We start from the raw sequence: 19,248 nt of genomic DNA, 5'->3' as shown, positions 1-19,248 counted from the left end.
CTTTGATTTTTCATGGCCTTTCTCTGATTCCAGAGAAGGTCATTTTTGCATTTATTACCCAAATAAAACTTGTAGAGAAGGAGTGAACAGGATGCCGATCAAGATTCCTGACAACCTGCCAGCCAAAGAAATTTTAAACCAAGAGAACATCTTCACCATGGATGAGTCCGTCGCGTATCACCAGGATATACGTCCACTTCGAATTGCTTTACTGAATTTGATGCCAACGAAAGAAACGACGGAGACGCAGCTGCTGCGCTTAATCGGGAATACGCCATTGCAGGTGGAATTCGTGCTTCTGCATCCGAAAACCCACACTTCTAAGAATACGTCCGTCGAGCATTTGGAAATGTTCTATAAAACGTTTGAAGATATTAAAGATGAAAAGCTGGACGGCATGATTATCACGGGAGCTCCTGTTGAACAGATGGAATTTGAAGATGTGACTTACTGGGAGGAATTGACGCAAATCCTGAACTGGAGCAAGCAAAACGTTACTTCTACCTTGCATATTTGCTGGGCAGCGCAAGCAGGTTTGTATCATCATTTCGGTGTGCGAAAATTTGCGCTGGATAATAAGATTTTTGGTGTATTTCCTCACACCGTCGAGGTGCCGAATACGAAGCTGCTGCGCGGCTTTGATGAAGTATTCAATGTTCCACAATCACGTCATACCGACGTTAGACGAGAAGACATTGAACAATGTCCGGACTTGGAGATCTTATCGGAATCCGAAGATTCCGGTGTCTACATCGCCGCTACACGAGATGGGAAGCATATTTTCGTAACAGGACATTCGGAGTATGATGCTTGTTCATTAAAATGGGAGTACGATCGTGATGTGGGTAAAGGGCTTTCCATCGATATCCCCAAAAATTATTATCCAAATAATGATCCGAGTAGACAGCCTTATAATACTTGGAGAGCTCATGCGAATCTGCTGTTCTCCAATTGGTTGAATTACTATGTGTATCAAGAAACGCCATTTGAACTGAATGCTAACATTAACGAAAGTATGGCAAGTTCGCAATTGTAATTCGAAACCATACCCATGAGGAGGAACTCCCTTTGTTGAAAATCGAAAGTCGTCTTGCCCAAATTGGCTCTATTCAAGAACCTGTTACAGGAGCTGTAAGCTTCCCGGTCTACCAAGCTACTGCTTTCCGTCATCCGAAGCTTGGACAAAGCACAGGATTTGACTATGCACGTACCAAAAGTCCGACACGTAAGGTGCTTGAAGATGCCATTGCTCAACTGGAATCGGGAGATGCGGGCTTTGCTTGTTCCTCTGGGATGGCTGCGCTGCAAACCATTTTTGCCTACTTTAGCCAAGGTGATCATCTAATTGTTTCCTTAGATCTATATGGCGGTACGTACCGTCTGCTCGAGAAAATTATGTCGCGTTTCGGTGTAACTGCTACTTATGTAGATACGAATGATTTAGTCGGGTTGGAAGCTGCTTACCAGCCGAATACGAAAGGACTCGTCATTGAGACGCCGACGAATCCGCTGATGATGATTACAGACATCGAGCTAGTGTGTACATGGGCCCGTAAGAAGGGTATCGTGTCAATTGTCGATAACACCTTATTAACGCCATATCTTCAACGCCCTATTGAACTCGGAGCCGATATTGTCGTCCATAGCGCCACGAAGTACCTTGGCGGACATAATGACGTGCTTGCTGGTCTTATTGTGACCAAGGGCAAAGAGCTCTCGGAGCAGATGGCTTTCCTTCACAACTCCATAGGAGCGGTGCTTGGGCCCCAAGACAGTTGGCTCCTTATGAGAGGAATGAAAACGCTCGCGCTTCGCATGGAGCGTCATGAGCAGAATGCAACAGCGATTGCGAACTTCTTGCTCGAACACCCGTTAATTGATGAAGTTTTTTACCCGTCGCTTTCAACACACCCTGGTTATGCGATTCAGAACAAACAGTCGACTGGGAACACGGGCATATTCTCCTTTAAGGTGAAAGATGCCAGACTGATTGAGCCGATACTGCGTCACATCCAGCTCATTGCTTTTGCAGAAAGCTTAGGCGGTGTTGAATCACTCATGACCTATCCGGCTGTGCAAACCCATGCGGATATTCCGCTTGAAATTCGTCAACAAATCGGTGTGGATGACCGTCTTCTGCGTTTCTCTGTTGGCATCGAGCATATTGATGACCTTATTGCTGATCTATCAAGCGCTCTTAGCAAGGCACAAGCCGAATTAGAAGGAGATTCCCTGTAATGAGCAAATCACATAATGACAAACGCAAGCCGCATGGCAAATTCGCTACGAAGCTCATTCATTTTGGCAGCGAGATCGATGAAGCCACTGGGGCATCCAGCGTGCCCTTGTATCAAGCATCAACCTTTCATCAAGCGGACTTAGAAGTTTCGCCGGAGTACGATTATACGCGTTCCGGTAATCCAACCCGCCAAGCTTTGGAAGACTACATAGCTTTACTAGAGGGCGGTACGCGCGGCTTCGCGTTCGCCTCAGGAATGGCTGCAATTTCATCGGCCTTGATGCTTTTGTCACAAGGAGATCATGTCATTTGTACCGAAGATGTGTATGGTGGCACTTACCGCTTGCTCACAACGATTATGAATCGTATGGGCATTGAGTCTACGTTCGTTGATATGACCGATATGGCCCAAGTACGTGCGGCACTGCGTTCCAACACAAGAGCAGTATTCATGGAGACACCCTCGAATCCAACTCTCAGAATTACGGATATTGGCGAAGTAGCTGCTTTTGCCAAAGAGCACGATTTGCTTACGATGCTAGATAATACATTTATGACACCGTACCATCAGCGCCCAATTGAGCTGGGTATTGATATTGTGCTGCATAGTGCAACGAAATTCCTTGGCGGACACAGTGACGTTCTCGCTGGATTAGCAGTAGTTGCTAACGAGAATCTAGGCCGCAGAATGAAACAAATACAGAATGGCATGGGGAACGTATTAGGAATTCAAGATTCTTGGCTGTTGATCCGTGGTATGAAAACCCTGAAAGCCCGTATGGAGATGTCCGAAAAAGGAGCTCGCAGACTTGCACAGTGGCTATCCGAGCAACCTGATATCGAATTTGTATACTATCCAGGACTTCCGAACCATCCTCGCAGATACGTTCATGAGAAGCAATCCTTAGGTTACGGAGCGGTTGTTTCGTTCGATGTAGGCTCAGGCGAGAAAGCGAAAAAACTGTTGAGCAAAGTACGCATTCCACTCGTAGCGGTGAGTTTGGGAGCAGTTGAAAGCATCCTATCTTATCCGGCGATGATGTCACATGCTTCAATGCCAAAAGAAGTTCGCTTATTGCGCGGCATTACCGACGGGCTTGTACGATATTCGGTAGGTCTTGAGGATATTGAAGATATTATTGAAGATTTAGAACAAGCGCTTCAAGGTTAGAACCTTTGTAATCGGAAATTATTCATATTTGAGAAGATATACACCTTTAGAAAAGCAGCATTTTGCTGCTTTTTTGGCGTGAATATGTTACGATGAGTGGATACAAGCCTTCAGAAATTAAAGGAGTGAGTTGCTGTGAAACCGATCGATCGCATTTTATATAAAGCACAATCAGGCGGACGAATTGATGTAGAGGAATGCATCACGCTGTTCGAATCCGATCAAATAGAGAAAATTGGCGACACCGCCAACCAGATTATGAAGAAATGGCATCCCGATCCAATAACCACATTCGTCATTGGGCGGAATATTAACTATACGAATATCTGTGATGTCTATTGCAGATTTTGTGCGTTTTATCGTCCCCCGGGTTCATCAGAAGGTTATGTATTGCCTGATGAAACCATTTTCCAGAAGATTCAAGAGACACTGGATGTTGATGGAACCGAAATTCTCATGCAGGGTGGAACGAATCCGAATCTTCCATTCAGCTATTACACGAATATTCTTCGAGAGATTAAGAAACGTTTTGACATTACGATGCATTCCTTCTCACCGGCTGAAATTATGAAAATGAAAGATGTTTCAGATGGCTTATCATTAGAAGAAGTAATCCGTCAATTGCATGAAGCAGGACTCGATTCTTTGCCTGGTGGAGGTGCAGAAATTCTAGATGACCGTACTAGACGTAAAATTAGTAAGCTTAAAGGTTCTTGGCGCGATTGGATGGACGTCATGCAAACCGCTCACAAAATTGGTATGCACACAACAGGTACCATGGTAATTGGATTTGGTGAATCCATGGAAGAGCGTGCGCTTCACATGCTGCGTATCCGTGATGCGCAGGATGATGTACATCTGCAGAAACTGAATACCCCTGGTTTCTTAGCTTTCATTCCGTGGACGTTCCAACCGGATAACACGAACATGAAGGCAGATAAAGTAACACCTGAGGAGTATTTGAAGACACTGGCGATTAGCCGGATCATGCTAGATAACGTTCCTAACTTTCAATCGTCCTGGGTAACAATGGGACCTGAGATAGGTAAGCTAACCTTGAGCTACGGTTGTAACGATTTTGGCAGTACCATGATCGAGGAGAACGTGGTCTCCGCGGCGGGAACTACACATAAAGTCAACGTTACCTCAACGCTTCAAATTATCCGTGAGGCAGGCAAAATTCCTGCGCAGCGGAATACGAAGTATCAGACTTTGCGTGTGTTTGACGACGAGTCTATCAAAATCGATAAAGATTTCGTGATGCAAAACTAAATAGCTTCCATACCATAATAAGAAGCCTCTATTCCACTTTTTCGTGGATTTAGAGGCTTTTTGTTATAAAAGTTTGAGGACTAGTCGCTTCATTTAGCTTCTTTAAGAGGGGCGGTGTGAATGACCGTCTTGTTTTTACCTGTCATTTTAGCTGTATACAACGATTGATCAGCGCCCGAGAAAAGGGACTCTTTGCTATTGCCCGGGAGGTACTCGCAGAGCCCGATCGAAATGGTCACCGAATGTCCACTCAATTCCTCATATTTTGATTGGGAAATTTGCCAGCGAATACGTTCCAATAGATCGAATACTTCTTCCGTACTCTTCTCTGTGAAGATGATGGCGAATTCTTCTCCGCCATATCTAGCGACAAAATCGTTTAATCCTACGAGGTTTTTCAATGTGCTGCTCACATTCTTTAAGACGGCGTCACCGGCTCTATGACCGTAGGTATCATTCACTTTTTTGAAATTGTCGATGTCGAGTACTGCGACATGGATGCAGAAGTGACCTGACTTATTTTGCTGGATGAGTTCGTCCAAGTACTCATGGAAGGTGATATGATTGTACAGATCAGTGAGAGCATCCGTTTTGGAAAGCTTGTCCATAATAATATTTTTGATCATCAATTCTTGTTTAAGTTCAGTGGTTGCTTTCAAATTGTTCAAAATCTCTACGCCGCGCTTCCTAATCCCTGACGCTATGATGGAGACAATACCCAGTACCGGTACGATTGTAAGAAGATCACTCAGAGTATAATCCGATAATACACTTAGCCTTACAGCATAAAGAATCGAGATGGATAAAAGGGATAAGGCGACAGAGTAAATAATTTTGGAACGTTGAAAGTAAAAGATCGATACGAAAATAGGGAGAAAAATATAAAGTGGAACCATGTTAACATCATAATTGAAGTAGATAATGGTAAACGATAAAACGGCGCCGCCGCTAATGATTTGATAATCCAGTAGTTTCTTGTAGTGTTTGTTGGTAATTTCGAGTGAGAACATGATGAGGATCATGATGAGTAGAGGAATAAGAAGACGGTCGACAATGTATGAATAATCCTGCGTTGTTGAGAAGGAATAGAGAAACTCAAAAGGCAGTTGAATCAGAACAAGTAACCAGTAGGCATTAAGTAACTTCCGGTTCCAGTCCATTTTGTGCTGATTGTATGCGTCAATTTGCATAGATACCCACTCCGAATATGCTACTTAAGCACTATTATAAGTATAATAACATGAATATCTGCGGGATTGGAATAAGTTTCCTTAAAGATTTGATAAAGAAAACTGAAAGGAAATGGCAAATTGTTCGTTGTATATCTGATTCCTATCGACCATATACTCTTAAGAGGAGGACGTATCGATGGAAAGGAGTGAGCCAATGGAACTGTTTGCAATTGTGGTGATGAAGGTCGATGAACCATATGTACGTTCGCTAAGCGCTCAAGTAGAACGTGAGCTGCGGCTTTTACATATCGTTGAAAGTAGATTGACTACGCAATATGATTTGCATGAAACACATGCTTTTATTCGTGTTGAAACGGCAATCAATGAAAAGGAAGTTCCTGCAATCCGCAAGAATGTGGTGCAAAGTCTTGCTAATGTTTTGGCTGACCACATCATAGCGAATAAAGAGTCGATTATTTTACGAAATCTGATTATAAAAGAGTTTAAATATGAAGCCAAAGATGATTTGGATGCGATTGAAGGGTACTGCAAGCAATCTTTGTACAATGAGAATGGGATTGAGGATTCGCCTATTTTGAGCGGCTGCTCTGGAAGGCTGCGCCGCAAACAAGTGTTATCTGAGCAGCTTGTGCTTTCATTGGAGGAAACTTCTCGTCTTAGCTTGGATGGTTTTCTTAAATTTCGCTTGCAGGAATACACAGATGAGCTTCGAGAGATTGCGGAGTATGCAATTGATGAATTTATGATGGATCGCCAATATCAGGAATTTATTTCACTTTTGCAGTACTTTGTCTATATTCAGGAAGCCAAAATCCCTGGTGTTCATCTTATACATAAGGGTGGGCACGAATTTGTTATTTTGAATGATCGGCTAGAGCTCATAGACGCGAATGAATTTGATGCTACATTTAAGCTAGAAGTACTTGAGAAAGACATTAATTTCGAGGATATGATCGTTAGCACACTGATTACGGTCTCTCCAGCTAACATATATATTCACACACGAGATCCCGAGATGACGATCATCAAGACGATTAGACAAATCTTTGAGGATCGAACAACGGTATGCTCCTATTGTCGGACATGTGATATCTATTTGGGTGAAGCCAAGAAACAGGATCAACTATCCCCTTGACCTTGAGTAAAGAGCCAATTATAATAATATCGAAGGCGTTAAAATCAAAGACAAGAACTTTCTGTAAGAACTGCTCAGAGAGAGGAGACTAGGCTGCAATCTCCTTCAGCGAATCAGATGGTTTACCCCTTTGTAGCCGTGTTGTGGAATTCAACCTGACTTGCAGGTTTGATAGTATACAAGACCGGAATCATTCCCGTTACCGAATGCTGATGAGGATTCGCCTTACCCATGCGGGCATGTAGCGAATCGAACTAGGGTGGAACCACGAGCTGAGCGCACTCGTCCCTTATGGGATGCAGTGTGCTTTTTTGCGTTCAAAAAAAACATACAGGAGGAACGAAAATGGTTGTACAAGTGAAATTACCAGATGGCGCGGTTAGAGAGTACGCGGTTGGAACGACCATTGAACAAGTGGCGGAATCCATTTCATCCGGATTGAAGAAAAATGCGATTGGCGGCAAAGTAAACGGGAAATCGGTTGATCTGTCGTACTCTTTGGAAAATGATGCAGACGTTGAAATTCTGACGCTCGATAGTGAAGCAGGGTTAGAGATGTATCGTCACAGCACTGCGCATTTAATGGCTCAAGCCATTAAACGAATTTATGGCGAAAAAGCCGTTAAATTAGGGATCGGACCTGTCATTGAAGATGGATTCTACTATGATATCGATTTGGAGACACCGCTTAATCCGGAAGATTTGGTGAAAATCGAGAAGGAAATGGAACGTATTTCCGGAGAGAACCTGGCGATCACTCGCCGCGTTGTTTCCCGTGAGGAAGCGATTCGTATTTTCACTGAAATGGAAGATCCATTTAAGCTGGAATTGATTCGTGATCTGCCGGAAGACTCGGTTCTGACAATCTATGATCAAGGTGAATTCTTTGATTTATGCCGTGGACCGCATCTACCATCAACTGGGCGAATTAAAGCTTTCAAATTATTAAGCGTAGCTGGTGCTTACTGGCGCGGAGATGCGAAGAACAAAATGCTGCAGCGGATTTACGGAACAGCTTTCCCTAAGAAAGCGCAATTGGATGAGCATTTGCATCTTTTGGAGGAAGCGAAGAAACGTGATCACCGTAAGCTGGGCAGAGAGCTTAAAATGTTCGCTTTCTCACGCGAGGTTGGGCAAGGTTTGCCACTTTGGTTGCCAAATGGAGCTAAATTAAGACGTACAATGGAACGTTATATTGTCGACCTGGAGGAGCGTTTGGGTTACCAACACGTTTACACGCCAGTTCTCGCTAATGTTGAATTGTACAAAACATCCGGTCACTGGGATCATTATAGCGAGGATATGTTCCCAAAAATGGTGATGGACAATGAGGAACTTGTACTGCGTCCAATGAACTGTCCACATCACATGATGGTATATAAGAGCGATATGCGCAGCTACCGCGATTTACCAATCCGGATTGCTGAACTTGGTACTATGCACCGTTATGAGATGTCAGGAGCACTAACTGGTCTACACCGCGTTCGTGCCATGACGCTGAATGACGCCCATATTTTCTGTCGTTTGGATCAGATCAAAGAAGAGTTCTCCCGTGTTGTGAACTTGATTCGTCAGGTTTATGCGGATTTTGGAATTACAGACTACCGTTTCCGTCTTTCCTATCGGGATCCTAAGGATACAGAAAAGTATTTCCAAGATGATCAAATGTGGGAAACTTCCCAACGCATGCTGCGTGAGGTTGTTGAAGAGTTAGGACTTCCTTTCTACGAGGCTGAAGGTGAAGCTGCCTTCTACGGTCCTAAACTTGACGTTCAAATCAAAACAGCGCTCAAGAAAGAAGAAACACTTTCAACAGCGCAAATTGATTTCTTGCTCCCTGAGCGCTTCCAGCTTGAATACACAGGGGAAGATGGCCAGAAGCATCGTCCGGTTGTTATTCACAGAGGAATTATCAGTACTATGGAGCGTATGACTGCCTTCTTGCTTGAGAACTTCGCAGGCGCTTTGCCAACTTGGTTAATGCCGATTCAAGCCAAGGTCATTCCAGTATCTCCCGCATTCGAGGAGTTCTCGAATCAGGTGACTGAGCGTTTGATGGCTGCTGGTATTCGTGTAGAATCTGATAACCGTAATGAGAAGCTAGGCTATAAGATTAGAGAAGCACAGCTGGAGAAAATTCCTTATATGCTAGTCGTCGGAGAAAACGAAGTGAAAAGCGAAAGTTTGTCCATACGTAAACGTGGTCAAGGGGATCTAGGAACATACCCGATTGAACAAGTTATTGGCATGATTAACGAGGAAATCAACAAAAAACTATAATTTAATAAGCCAAAAAGATTAAGCAGAGAAGAAACACTTCTCTGCTTTTTTGTTTTCAAATTTAGTCATTTGGGTATGAATAAGACAGCTAAATTAGGACACTTTAAACAGTGAGTCTGCATCCAGGGGTTTAAAGGTGTTTAGAACTGGACAACCTGCAATAGTAGGGGAGGTATCAAAATGATGTTTACTGATTTTATTACTCAGTCAAAATGGCTTAGTGGATGGATGATCGTAAATGTTCTGATCGCGCTTTTCGGACAAGAGACAAGAAACCAAGTTAGCTACAAAACGGCAGACACCGTCGCCCATATACAGGCACCGCAACAAATGGATAAACCGGGAAAAACGGAGCCTGTTTCGCTGCCGGCTGCTCAAGAACAGCAACAACAAATCAATTATCGCTACGTTCCGAAAATAGACTCGGATTTGTCCAAGCTCAAGGCTGTAGAAGTGATAGCCACCGGTTATTTCGCAGGCAAGGAATCAACAGGAAAGAATCCGGATCATCCTGAGTATGGAATTACATATTCAGGCATTAAAGTAAAGCGGGATGATAAATCCTTATCAACGATCGCAGCAGACACGAACGTTTTTCCGCTTGGAACCGTCTTGTTCATTCCTGGGTATGGTTATGGTGTTGTTGCAGATACAGGCAGTGCGATTAAAGGCAAGAAGATTGATTTGTATTTCGATACGAAGGATCAGGTGTACAAAGAATGGGGTAAGAAAACAGTTAAAGTATTCATCGTAAAAGAGGGGAAAGGCAAAGTGACAGAACTCATTTGGAATCAACTGAAGGATGAGATTATTGCACCTACCAAAGCGCTATAGCTTTCGATTTGGCTAAACATTTCCATCATAAAATATCCTGTTTGGGAAATTATATACTTACAGGAGGTGATTGAACATGACCAAGAACAAGAACAACAAGAAATCGGCTCAAGACGTAGAATTTGCTTCTGAAACAACGGTACCTAACAAACAGCAAACAACTAATACACAAAACCAAAATAAATAACAAACAATCATAAAGTTGCAGGCAGAACAGAGATCTGAAATAGATCTCTGTTTTTTTATTTCTGTTCAACATCTCCTAATTTCGATATAATGTAACAAAAACTAACATTTAAGTTCCTTTTGGGAGGAGTGCCAATTGCTTATGCAGGCAGAGACGAAACAGAAAGTTTGGTTTTATGTTCTTATTCTCATTGGTATTACGGTAGGTGTATTCTCTTTATTTTCTTTATCTCGATGGTTTACGGTTGCAAGCTTGGCTATTTTTTTGTTTTTAGGTATTTTGGCTTTGCTTAGTGCTAAAGCTTCAAAAGCCTCTAATTGCCATGATCATAAGGATCAACAGGAGCAATTCCGAACGTTTATACAGGAATCCCAGGTTGTAGCGGATCGATTGGCAGCTGCTGTGGAGGAAGTCAATCGGTCAATTGGACATCTTCTTCAAATAGCCGATGCTTCGATCCAAGGGGAAGAGGATTTGAAGATTCGCAGTCATCAAGCGGTTGGACAACTGCAGGAAGCTTTCGCGGCGATTCAGCAAGTAGCGGCAGCGGCAGACGAGATTTTAGATTCATCCTTACATATGCATCAAGAGAGTGAGCAAACCAAAGATACGGTTGTTGATGTCTGCCGTTCACTCAATGCCACAGATGAAGTTATGAATGATTTACATATCAATAATGATACCATGCAGAAAAAGATTCAGGATTTGACCGGACATACCTCAAAGATTGAAGAAATTAATACATTTATTGCAGAAGTGGTGGCTCAAACCTCGCTGCTGGCCCTTAATGCATCTATTGAAGCAGCAAGAGCAGGTGAGCACGGCCGGGGCTTTTCGGTAGTAGCACAGGAAATCAAGAAGCTGGCCACTCAAAGTCATGAAGCGGTTACGAAATCTTCGGAAATACTGGCCTCTATTGAGAGCGGCGTGTCACAAGTTGTGACAGCGGTTGCTGAAGAGAAGGCATCTGTCGCTCATGGGATCTCTGAGATGAAAATAATGAAAGACAAGATCGATACGATCTTCTCATTAATACTTCATGTTAATAATCTCGTTGCGAGTACAGCAAGCTCTACCAAGCATCAGTCTTCTCTAGTTACAGGTACAAGAACTTCACTTGGCCAGGTTGTTGATTTGATGAATGAGACCATGACTAGTGTGGAGCATACCTTGGATCAAATGAATAAGCAGCGCCAAGAAGTATCTATGCTGCAGCATATCAACCAAAATCTAGATCGTTCCTCTACGGAACTAATACAAGCGATACAAGCGGTAGGTTTGCAAAATAATCACAGTACAATTAACGTCAATATTCAAGAGATCATGCATTTGCTTAGCTCTCTTGTGTTAAAACCTGACATCACTTCAATGCTGGATGACAGACATGCCACCCATTTAAGTAACGTTTTAAAGGAAACGGCGGGAATTGAAGCGATCTGGTCTAACCGTGCAGACGGCACCTTCATCTTCTCTTTGCCTGAGGCAGGTTTGGTCAACGGAAAGGGAAGAGAATGGTGGAAGCGTGCAATGGGGGGAGAACTCTTCGTTTCGCAGGAATACGTGTCAGCTATTACGAAAAAACCATGTATTACGTTGTCAAAAGCGATAAAAGATGACACGGGGGCTCCTATTGGTGTTGTAGGAATCGATTTAATATTGAAATAATGGTTCTCAAAACGTTTATTTTAGTGTAAAATAAGATTACTGTAATGAATCTTGACATGGGAAGATAGGTGAGTGATCATGCTGAGTACTTTGCGAATGGACGGAAATCCTCTAAGAACACCAAGGAAAGCCGCAGAGGTATTTCCTTTCTTGGAAGCTTACATTGCCCGCAAGGAGCAGCAGGTCTTAGAGATTGAACAGGTAGTGGAGCGCTACGAAATCAAAAGATTGAAAGAAGAGCGCGCTTATCAGACGATGTCATCGCTTCGTCGCATGTTCACTGGTAAGAAACCTGACCATCATCTTGCTGTCGAGTATATCCATTACGTGAAGAAACCGATGGAGCAAGTTAAGAAACTGCGTGACGAAATTGCCCACGCGAGACAAATTATGAATGAATCCAAACCAGGTGATGTGGTCTCCATCCCTGCTGAGATTGAAGAACTGCTTTCTTAAAACAAACAATAAACCCTTCCAAATTGGAAGGGTTTTTCGCTGTCTATTGACCCTTTTTCAATTGTTGTAAGTCCAGAAACCCGTCTTCTTGGCTGTAAGCCGGAACACCATGGATACCAACGTCTAATCCGACTAGCTCTTCGTCTCTGCTGACTCTTAGTGGGACAATGAGATTAATTAGCTTCATGCAGCCCCAGGTGATGACGAAACCCCAAATACAAATTGTTACGAGTCCTAACGCCTGAACACCTAGAAGACCGAAGCCGCCTCCATAAAATAAACCGGCGGTTCCTTCTCGAATGGAGTCCGGCTGTGCGAATAACCCTACGGCCAACGTTCCGATACTGCCGCTAATTCCATGAACCGGGAATGCGCCGACTGGATCATCAATTTGTCTAGCTTCTAGCATCTCTGTCGCGTAAACCATGGCGATCCCGCATATAGCTCCAATGAATATGGCTGCAGCATCACTAACGAAAGCGCAGCCAGCAGTAATACCTACCAGCCCTGCTAGAGCGCCGTTGATAACCATGGGTGGATCGGCTTTGCGGTAACGCATCATGGTGAACAAGATACAGGCTGCACTGCCTGCCGCCGCTGCTAGCATAGTGGTTACGGCAATGTGGCCGATTGACGTATTGGTGGCACTCAGTGTGCTGCCAGAGTTAAAACCAAACCAACCGAACCAAAGGATAAATGCGCCTACCGAGGCAAGTGGCAAATTGGATGGAGGGACAATGTTAGCCGTGCCGTTCGCAGAGAATTTGCCAATCCGTGGACCAATAATCAACGCTGCGGCAAGTGCGGAGAAACCTCCGAGTGCGTGAATAACAGCCGAACCTGCGAAGTCCACCATGCCTAATTTACCGAGCCAACCATTGACGGCCCATACCCAGTGGCCAGCGATCGGATAAATTAAACCTGTCATTGCAATTGTATACAAGATGTAAGCGCGGAAATTGATGCGTTCCGCAACGGCTCCGGAAACTATCGAGATAACAGCGATAACGAAAGCACACTGAAATAGCCAATAGGTTTCATGTGAAATGTTTAGAACGATATGTGTCAAATCTCCTCCCATGAAAAAGCCAGTGGTTCCAATTAATCCAGCTGCATCTTTACCATACATAAGGGCAAAGCCGAAAAAATAAAAAATAAGTGCTCCGAAAGCAATGTCAACAAACACTTTCATAATGATACTTACCGCATTTTTTTGTCTGACGAAGCCTGCTTCCAGTAGGGCGAAGCCGCCTTCCATCAATAAAATCATGGCAGCAGTCAAAACCACCCATATGGTATCTAGGCCGCTAGAAAGCTGTTGGATTGCATCCATATGTTGATCTCTCCTTATATTAGAGGGCTCTTTTGCAACAATTATACGGTTCTGATGATAAGCATGTCAACGAAATACGTAAGAATACATAACATGCAATGCTTATTGTTCGCTTTTAAAATATATATGATGTCAGTTATTCAATGCTTTCTATAAAAACTCAGTCTCTAGACCGAGGCAGCCTTCAATCCCTCGTCTCTTTTCATTCTTGCTTGTATCTTATAGACTAGAAGTAGCTTAACGACGATGCACACAAATGGAGGAAGAAAGTATGAATCCGCATATGTTTCAAAGAATGATTTGGGGGCTTGTCCTCGTTGCGGCAGGTATCCTTTTTTTACTAAATCAAATAGGGTTAATTGAAATTGATCTTGCGTATATGTTTTCCACCTATTGGCCTGTCATTCTTATTTTTTACGGACTCGTTGGTTTTGTATGGCAGCGCAAGTATCATTGGGGAGGCTCGATTTGGAGCTTGCTGGTTTGCGGTGTTGGAACGATCTTTCTCCTAAAGAATTTGAATTTAACCGATCGATCCCTCGGGGAAATGTTTAAAATTCTGGGACCAGTTGCTTTAATCTTATTTGGACTGAATGTCATCTTTAAACCGAGTAAGAAAGAGTCTCCGGAATGGCCTTCTATTAGAGAAGCCAAAGAACAAGTTAGACGGGAAAGACGTGAGGCAAAAAGGTTACAGCATGAGAAATACAGGAATCCATGGGATCAATCTACATGGAGTCATTCTCCGACTAAGGCTTCAACTGTTAAGGAACATGAAAGTAAATCCATTACTAAAGAAGCAAAGCATGAGTTAAGTGAAGAAGAGAAAGCCGTACTGAAGGATATCCATGGTGAGTTTCATGACAAGCATTTGGAGGATTGGAATGGTCTTGACGGATCTGGAACAGCGGAACCACTTGCACAACCACAGCCACCACGCCAGCCGCAGACACATGCTTTCAATCAACACGGGCACAAATACGATGATTTCGTGCGTAACTTCGACTCTGGAGATGTTCTCCATCGGCATGGATTTATCGGAGATGTACACCTTGGCCAAGAAGCTTGGGAGCTAAAGCCGATTCAAATCTCACACTTCATTGGAGATTCCATCATTGATCTTACACGTGCAGCCATTCCTTTGGGGGAGACGACGATTCATGTTACCGCATTTATAGGTGATGTAAAAATATTCATTCCGAACGATATTGATGTTGAAGTTCGCGTTATGGCGAGTTCGTTTATTGGAGATATGAAGGTGCTTGATCGCCGCGAAAGTGGATTCCTGCGCAGCGTGCGAACACAGACCTCACACTATGAAGAGGCAGACCGGAAGTTAATTGTAACGACGAGCATGTTTATTGGTGACATTACAATCAAAAAGATCGGTTAAGGATGGAGCATGTACAAATTGCGAATGTTCAATATGAAATGGCAGCTGCTGAATTACTTTCTTATTTCGAGTTTACTTACGGTATCAAGTATCTATATCGTACTTGAATATTTTAAGGAGGAGCTTGTTTCATGGGAGTTCCGGTTGTGGTTCGTCATTGCTATTCTCGTTGTCTGCCTAATGGTTGGTTATATAGCGACCAGAAGATGGCAGCGCAAAGTAGACGAGCTGCATGTAGCCATGCTCGAGTTGTCCAAAGGGAATTTCTCAAGTCGCATTGAGATGGAGCCAGTAGAACCATTCTTATATTTGTATGATGCTTTTAATAAAATGGCCTCTTCTGTTGAAGAGCGGGTTCAACTGCTGCAAAAGTTGGGCGAAGCCGAAGCTATCCGTGACCAAGAGCTCACAGAGAATGCAGTGATGGAGGAAAGACGCCGACTGGCACGGGATTTGCACGATACCGTAAGTCAAGAGCTGTTCGCCATTCATATGTCAGCTTCCTCTTTGCCTAAAATTCTTGAGAGGAATCCGGATGCTGCTCCGGCTGTTATGAATCAGCTAATTCAGATGTCTCACCATGCACAGAAACAGATGCGTGGACTGATTTCACAATTAAGACCGATTGAATTAAACGATATGAGCTTACAAGAAGCCCTGGAGAAGTGGTTTCCGGAATATTGCCGGAACCATGAGCTGCAGGGCCAGCTTGATGTTTCTCTTCATGAAACAATATCCGAAGCGATTGAACATCAGTTTTTTCTCATTATACAAGAAGGTCTTGCGAATGTGGTCAAACACGCTTCTGCCAAACAAGTTCGCCTAGCTATATATGAAAGAGAGCACCAATATGTGCTTCAGCTTCAGGATGACGGGCAAGGTTTTGAACGAAGAGACATCCCATCGGCCTCTCATGGTTTATCAACAATGAGGGAACGAGCGCAAAAGCTCGGAGGCGAAGTGGAGATAGATAGCAAGTTGGGTTCAGGAACACGAGTCCGCGTGCGCATTCCGCGTTTTGCAGGACAGTCGGGTCCTCTATTGAAGGAAAGAGAGGGAGAAGCGAATGAGCAGTAACATTAAAGTGATGATTGTAGACGATCACGATATGGTTCGGGTAGGGCTGCGAACCTACATTTCATTGGAACCCGGGTTGGAAGTTGTGGGGGAAGCCTGCAACGGCCAGGAGGCATTCGACAAGTTAAACAAAGAACTCTTTCATCATTTTCCAGATGTTATTTTAATGGATCTCACGATGCCGGTTCTGGATGGTATAGGTGCTACTAAGTTGATTTGCAGCAAATTTCCGCTGGTCAAGATCATTATGCTGACCAGTTTTCTAGAGGAAACAAAGGTGCTCGAGGCTGTGGAATCAGGAGCAATCAGCTATATGCTGAAGACGGTCTCATCCGACCAACTGATACATGCCATTCAGAGCGCTTACCGCGGCATGCCCGTTATGAATTCAGAAGTGTCTCTAGCGCTTACACGAGGAATTAGGCAGCGTAGTAGCCTGCCGGAGGAAGAAGGCTTAACTTCGCGTGAGAGAGAAGTGCTGCTTTTGATTGCAGAGGGGAAAAGTAATAAAGATATTTCGGAGGAGCTTTTTATTAGTATTAAAACCGTTAAGACACACGTCAGTAATCTCCTGATGAAGTGTGAGTTAGAAGATCGTACACAGCTTGCTATCTTCGCTCATCGTAAAGGCTGGGTCTGATAATAAGGAATGTATCGCACATAAAAACTACATCTTGGCACATTCTATGCGTAAGGAAAATAATATGAGCGCTTAAGGAGTGTCTGAATGAAAACTTTATCGTCATCTTTGGAGCAGGTCCAAGAATCTTTCGACAGTGTACGTGACCACCTGCATGAATTTGAGTTTGCTCTGGGTGGTAACTGGGATTACGATCATGGCTATTTCGATCACTACTTAGATGAAGCACATAAAGTGTGGCTGCGGATTCCTTTTCAAGTGGTGACAGGAAGAATTGAGGGTGACTCGGAATCAACCGATGCGATTGTAAAGGTTGGAACTCCTTTTGTACTGAAGCATGTATATAATGAAGGGCTTGACCAGGGGGCGGAAGCTGAAACCTACGGTGCGTTGATTGATCAATTTCAAACTCCGATTGATTCTGATGCTGAAATCGAAGACAAGTGGGTGAAAGAAGCAGCGGGACTGCTCAAAAAAGTCGAGCAAGCTTGGATTCAATAATACCCCCCTTTTTTTACCTCCATTTTATTGTTTTTTAATATTCGTTTAAGGTTGTGGGTGCATGATAGAACTATAGAAAGCAAGAGATCATCCTTTTAGATACATGCACTTTATAACTTTATTAAACAAATGGAGGTAAAACCATGGAAGACAACAAAAAAGACTATAGCGACTTCTTTAAGCCGCAGAACAACAATAGCGCTAACAACGACAGTCTTAACCGGAAGGAATCCAATCATCAAGAGCCGCGAGAGCCTAACAAAGAAAGACCCTCTTACTATTATTCTTATGGTCCTTACAAATCAGCTTTTAACGAGAATGGCGAACAAGAGTCTCTTACAACGTCTGCCTCTGGATCTGAAGGAACTTCAAGTGTTGAAGTTACTCCCCCTAAGAACTTGCGTCCATTTAGTTTTGGGCCGGAAGCGGGCGGTCCGCAAGGTCCTGGACCTTGGGATTCGAACGCAAGAAAACGTTCATCTGTAAAAAGCATATTCGCTGCTTTCATGGCAGGAGCCTTGGTTGTAAGTGCACTCATGTTCAGCGCTGATAAATTGAACCTGTTTACAGGCAATCAGCCACTCGCTTCGGGTAGCTCCACGGCTACCACAACGAAGAGCTCAAATGGTAACGGAAGCGAAGTGAAAAACGTTGGGCTCGATGTTGTTCGCCCAGGAAACATTTCGGCCATTGCTCAGAACGCAGGGCCAGCAATCGTTAAGGTCGAATCTTTGATGAAACCAAAGCAATCAAGCCGCGGCAATGGCGGTAACTCCCTCTTTGATGATCCGTTCTTCCGTCAATTCTTTGGAGATAACGGTGGCGGGAATACAACACCTAAGAGTGGCCAGCAAGACTCCGGCAGCGGCGAACTGCAGCCTGGTGGTATGGGAACTGGGTTTATTTTCGAAAAAACCGGTTATATTTTAACTAATGAACATGTTGTGGATGGCGCTGATGAAATTCAAATTACAGTAGAAGGCTATGACAAGCCATTCAAAGCTAAATTGCTGGGTAACAGCTACGATTTAGATTTGGCCGTGCTCAAAATCGAGGGCAACAAAGAATTTCCAATCCTTCCACTTGGTAAAGCTGAAGATGTGAATGTTGGAGACTGGGTCGTTGCTATCGGTAATCCATACGGCTTTGACCACACAGTTACTGTGGGTGTGCTCAGTGCAAAGGAACGTCCGATTAGCATTCCAGATGCGAAAGGTACACGTGAATACAAACATTTGCTGCAAACTGACGCATCTATTAACCCTGGTAATTCCGGTGGACCTTTACTCAACTTGAATGGTGAAGTGATTGGTATTAATACCGCCGTAAGCTCTCAAGCACAAGGTATTGGTTTCGCCATTCCTACAAGCACGATCTCTTCCGTTCTTGAAAATCTTAAAAATAATGTTCAAATTCCAAAAGAACCGGTTCCTTACTTAGGTGTTGGTTTGCAAGATATTGGGAAAGACTGGGTAAGTGAATTAAAGCTTTCGAACACAGATGGGGCCTTAGTTGGCAGCGTTCAACGTAAAAGCCCTGCTTTCCAGGCGGGTCTGCGTCAATACGATGTGATTGTAGATATGAACGGTGCTAAAGTGAAAAACTCCCAGGAGTTAATTACGAAAGTTCAAGCAATGAAAGTTGGCGACAAAGTAACCTTGGGTCTTGTTCGAGACGGCAAGCGCATGGAAGTGCCAATTACAGTTGGGGACAAAAACAAGCTAGCTGAGACTCCTGCTCAATAATAGATAGAAGCAATATGGAGAGAGAAACAAAGGTTAGTACGGAAAAAAGGAAGTGGAGACCCGCGGCCACAAGCTTGCAGGCTCTGCTTCTTTTTGCTTGCTGTTGATTTTGTTACAATGGTAGGAA

At 43.7% G+C, this 19,248-nt stretch carries 16 protein-coding genes; 14 read left to right on the top strand and 2 right to left on the bottom strand.

Annotated elements, in window-relative coordinates; genetic code table 11:
- Positions 1-91: 91 nt before the first annotated feature.
- From metA to mqnC, 4 genes are all read left to right on the top strand, one after another.
- Positions 92-1,036 (top strand): homoserine O-acetyltransferase MetA, encoded by a 945-nt coding sequence (metA, locus tag BLT91_RS06155; RefSeq protein ID WP_090818164.1) that lies wholly within the window; start codon positions 92-94, stop codon positions 1,034-1,036.
- Positions 1,037-1,071: 35 nt separating this feature from the next.
- Complete coding sequence (locus tag BLT91_RS06150; RefSeq protein WP_090819762.1) at positions 1,072-2,238, top strand: aminotransferase class I/II-fold pyridoxal phosphate-dependent enzyme; 1,167 nt, start codon at positions 1,072-1,074, stop codon at positions 2,236-2,238.
- The gene (locus tag BLT91_RS06145) at positions 2,238-3,410 is read left to right on the top strand and encodes a trans-sulfuration enzyme family protein (RefSeq protein WP_090818161.1); all 1,173 of its coding nucleotides are present in this window, start codon (positions 2,238-2,240) and stop codon (positions 3,408-3,410) included. Before BLT91_RS06150 ends, BLT91_RS06145 begins: the two co-directional genes overlap by 1 nt.
- 135 nt (positions 3,411-3,545) lie before the next feature.
- The gene (gene mqnC, locus BLT91_RS06140; RefSeq protein WP_090818158.1) at positions 3,546-4,682 is read left to right on the top strand and encodes a cyclic dehypoxanthinyl futalosine synthase; all 1,137 of its coding nucleotides are present in this window, start codon (positions 3,546-3,548) and stop codon (positions 4,680-4,682) included.
- Positions 4,683-4,771: 89 nt separating this feature from the next.
- Here the strand turns inward: mqnC and BLT91_RS06135 are convergent, their stop codons facing one another.
- Positions 4,772-5,872, bottom strand: a complete 1,101-nt coding sequence (locus tag BLT91_RS06135; RefSeq protein WP_090818155.1) for a GGDEF domain-containing protein — start codon at positions 5,870-5,872, stop codon at positions 4,772-4,774.
- A 178-nt stretch (positions 5,873-6,050) separates the two neighbouring features.
- Here BLT91_RS06135 and BLT91_RS06130 point away from each other — a divergent pair, with 178 nt between their 5' ends.
- The 5 genes from BLT91_RS06130 (at position 6,051) to BLT91_RS06110 (ending at position 12,432) form a co-directional block, all read left to right on the top strand.
- Positions 6,051-7,010: a putative sporulation protein YtxC gene (locus tag BLT91_RS06130; protein WP_090818151.1), complete on the top strand. Its 960-nt coding sequence runs from the start codon at positions 6,051-6,053 to the stop codon at positions 7,008-7,010.
- 345 nt (positions 7,011-7,355) lie between these two features.
- A complete protein-coding gene (gene thrS / locus BLT91_RS06125; RefSeq protein ID WP_090818148.1) occupies positions 7,356-9,290 on the top strand; it encodes a threonine--tRNA ligase in 1,935 nt (644 codons plus the stop codon).
- A gap of 180 nt (positions 9,291-9,470) precedes the next feature.
- Positions 9,471-10,124, top strand: a complete 654-nt coding sequence (locus tag BLT91_RS33465) for a 3D domain-containing protein (RefSeq protein ID WP_302847461.1) — start codon at positions 9,471-9,473, stop codon at positions 10,122-10,124.
- Positions 10,125-10,452: 328 nt separating this feature from the next.
- Entirely contained in the window at positions 10,453-11,976 is a 1,524-nt protein-coding gene (locus BLT91_RS06115; protein WP_175532114.1) for a methyl-accepting chemotaxis protein, read from the top strand.
- A 78-nt stretch (positions 11,977-12,054) separates the two neighbouring features.
- Positions 12,055-12,432: a hypothetical protein gene (locus BLT91_RS06110; protein ID WP_175532113.1), complete on the top strand. Its 378-nt coding sequence runs from the start codon at positions 12,055-12,057 to the stop codon at positions 12,430-12,432.
- Positions 12,433-12,475: 43 nt separating this feature from the next.
- Here the strand turns inward: BLT91_RS06110 and BLT91_RS06105 are convergent, their stop codons facing one another.
- Positions 12,476-13,765 (bottom strand): ammonium transporter, encoded by a 1,290-nt coding sequence (locus BLT91_RS06105; RefSeq protein ID WP_090818141.1) that lies wholly within the window; start codon positions 13,763-13,765, stop codon positions 12,476-12,478.
- Positions 13,766-14,036: 271 nt separating this feature from the next.
- Between BLT91_RS06105 and liaF the strand changes: the two genes are divergently transcribed.
- The 5 genes from liaF (at position 14,037) to BLT91_RS06080 (ending at position 19,121) form a co-directional block, all read left to right on the top strand.
- Positions 14,037-15,158, top strand: coding sequence for a cell wall-active antibiotics response protein LiaF (liaF, locus tag BLT91_RS06100; protein ID WP_175532112.1), 1,122 nt, complete (start codon positions 14,037-14,039; stop codon positions 15,156-15,158).
- 9 nt (positions 15,159-15,167) lie between these two features.
- Positions 15,168-16,235: a HAMP domain-containing sensor histidine kinase gene (locus tag BLT91_RS06095; protein WP_090818135.1), complete on the top strand. Its 1,068-nt coding sequence runs from the start codon at positions 15,168-15,170 to the stop codon at positions 16,233-16,235.
- Positions 16,225-16,875: a response regulator transcription factor gene (locus BLT91_RS06090; protein ID WP_090818133.1), complete on the top strand. Its 651-nt coding sequence runs from the start codon at positions 16,225-16,227 to the stop codon at positions 16,873-16,875. The genes BLT91_RS06095 and BLT91_RS06090 overlap by 11 nt, the downstream gene beginning before the upstream one ends.
- Before the next feature lie 87 nt (positions 16,876-16,962).
- Complete coding sequence (locus BLT91_RS06085; protein ID WP_090818130.1) at positions 16,963-17,376, top strand: YugN family protein; 414 nt, start codon at positions 16,963-16,965, stop codon at positions 17,374-17,376.
- Between the two features lie 143 nt (positions 17,377-17,519).
- Positions 17,520-19,121 carry a S1C family serine protease gene (locus tag BLT91_RS06080; RefSeq protein ID WP_090818127.1) on the top strand — a complete coding sequence of 534 codons (1,602 nt, stop codon included), beginning with the start codon at positions 17,520-17,522 and terminating at the stop codon, positions 19,119-19,121.
- Positions 19,122-19,248 lie beyond the last annotated feature (127 nt).

Source organism: Paenibacillus sp. yr247, from assembly GCF_900103825.1.
GTDB lineage: Bacteria > Bacillota > Bacilli > Paenibacillales > NBRC-103111 > Paenibacillus_E.
Note: the sequence above shows the minus strand (reverse complement) of the source record. Positions and strands in the feature narration are given on the sequence as shown.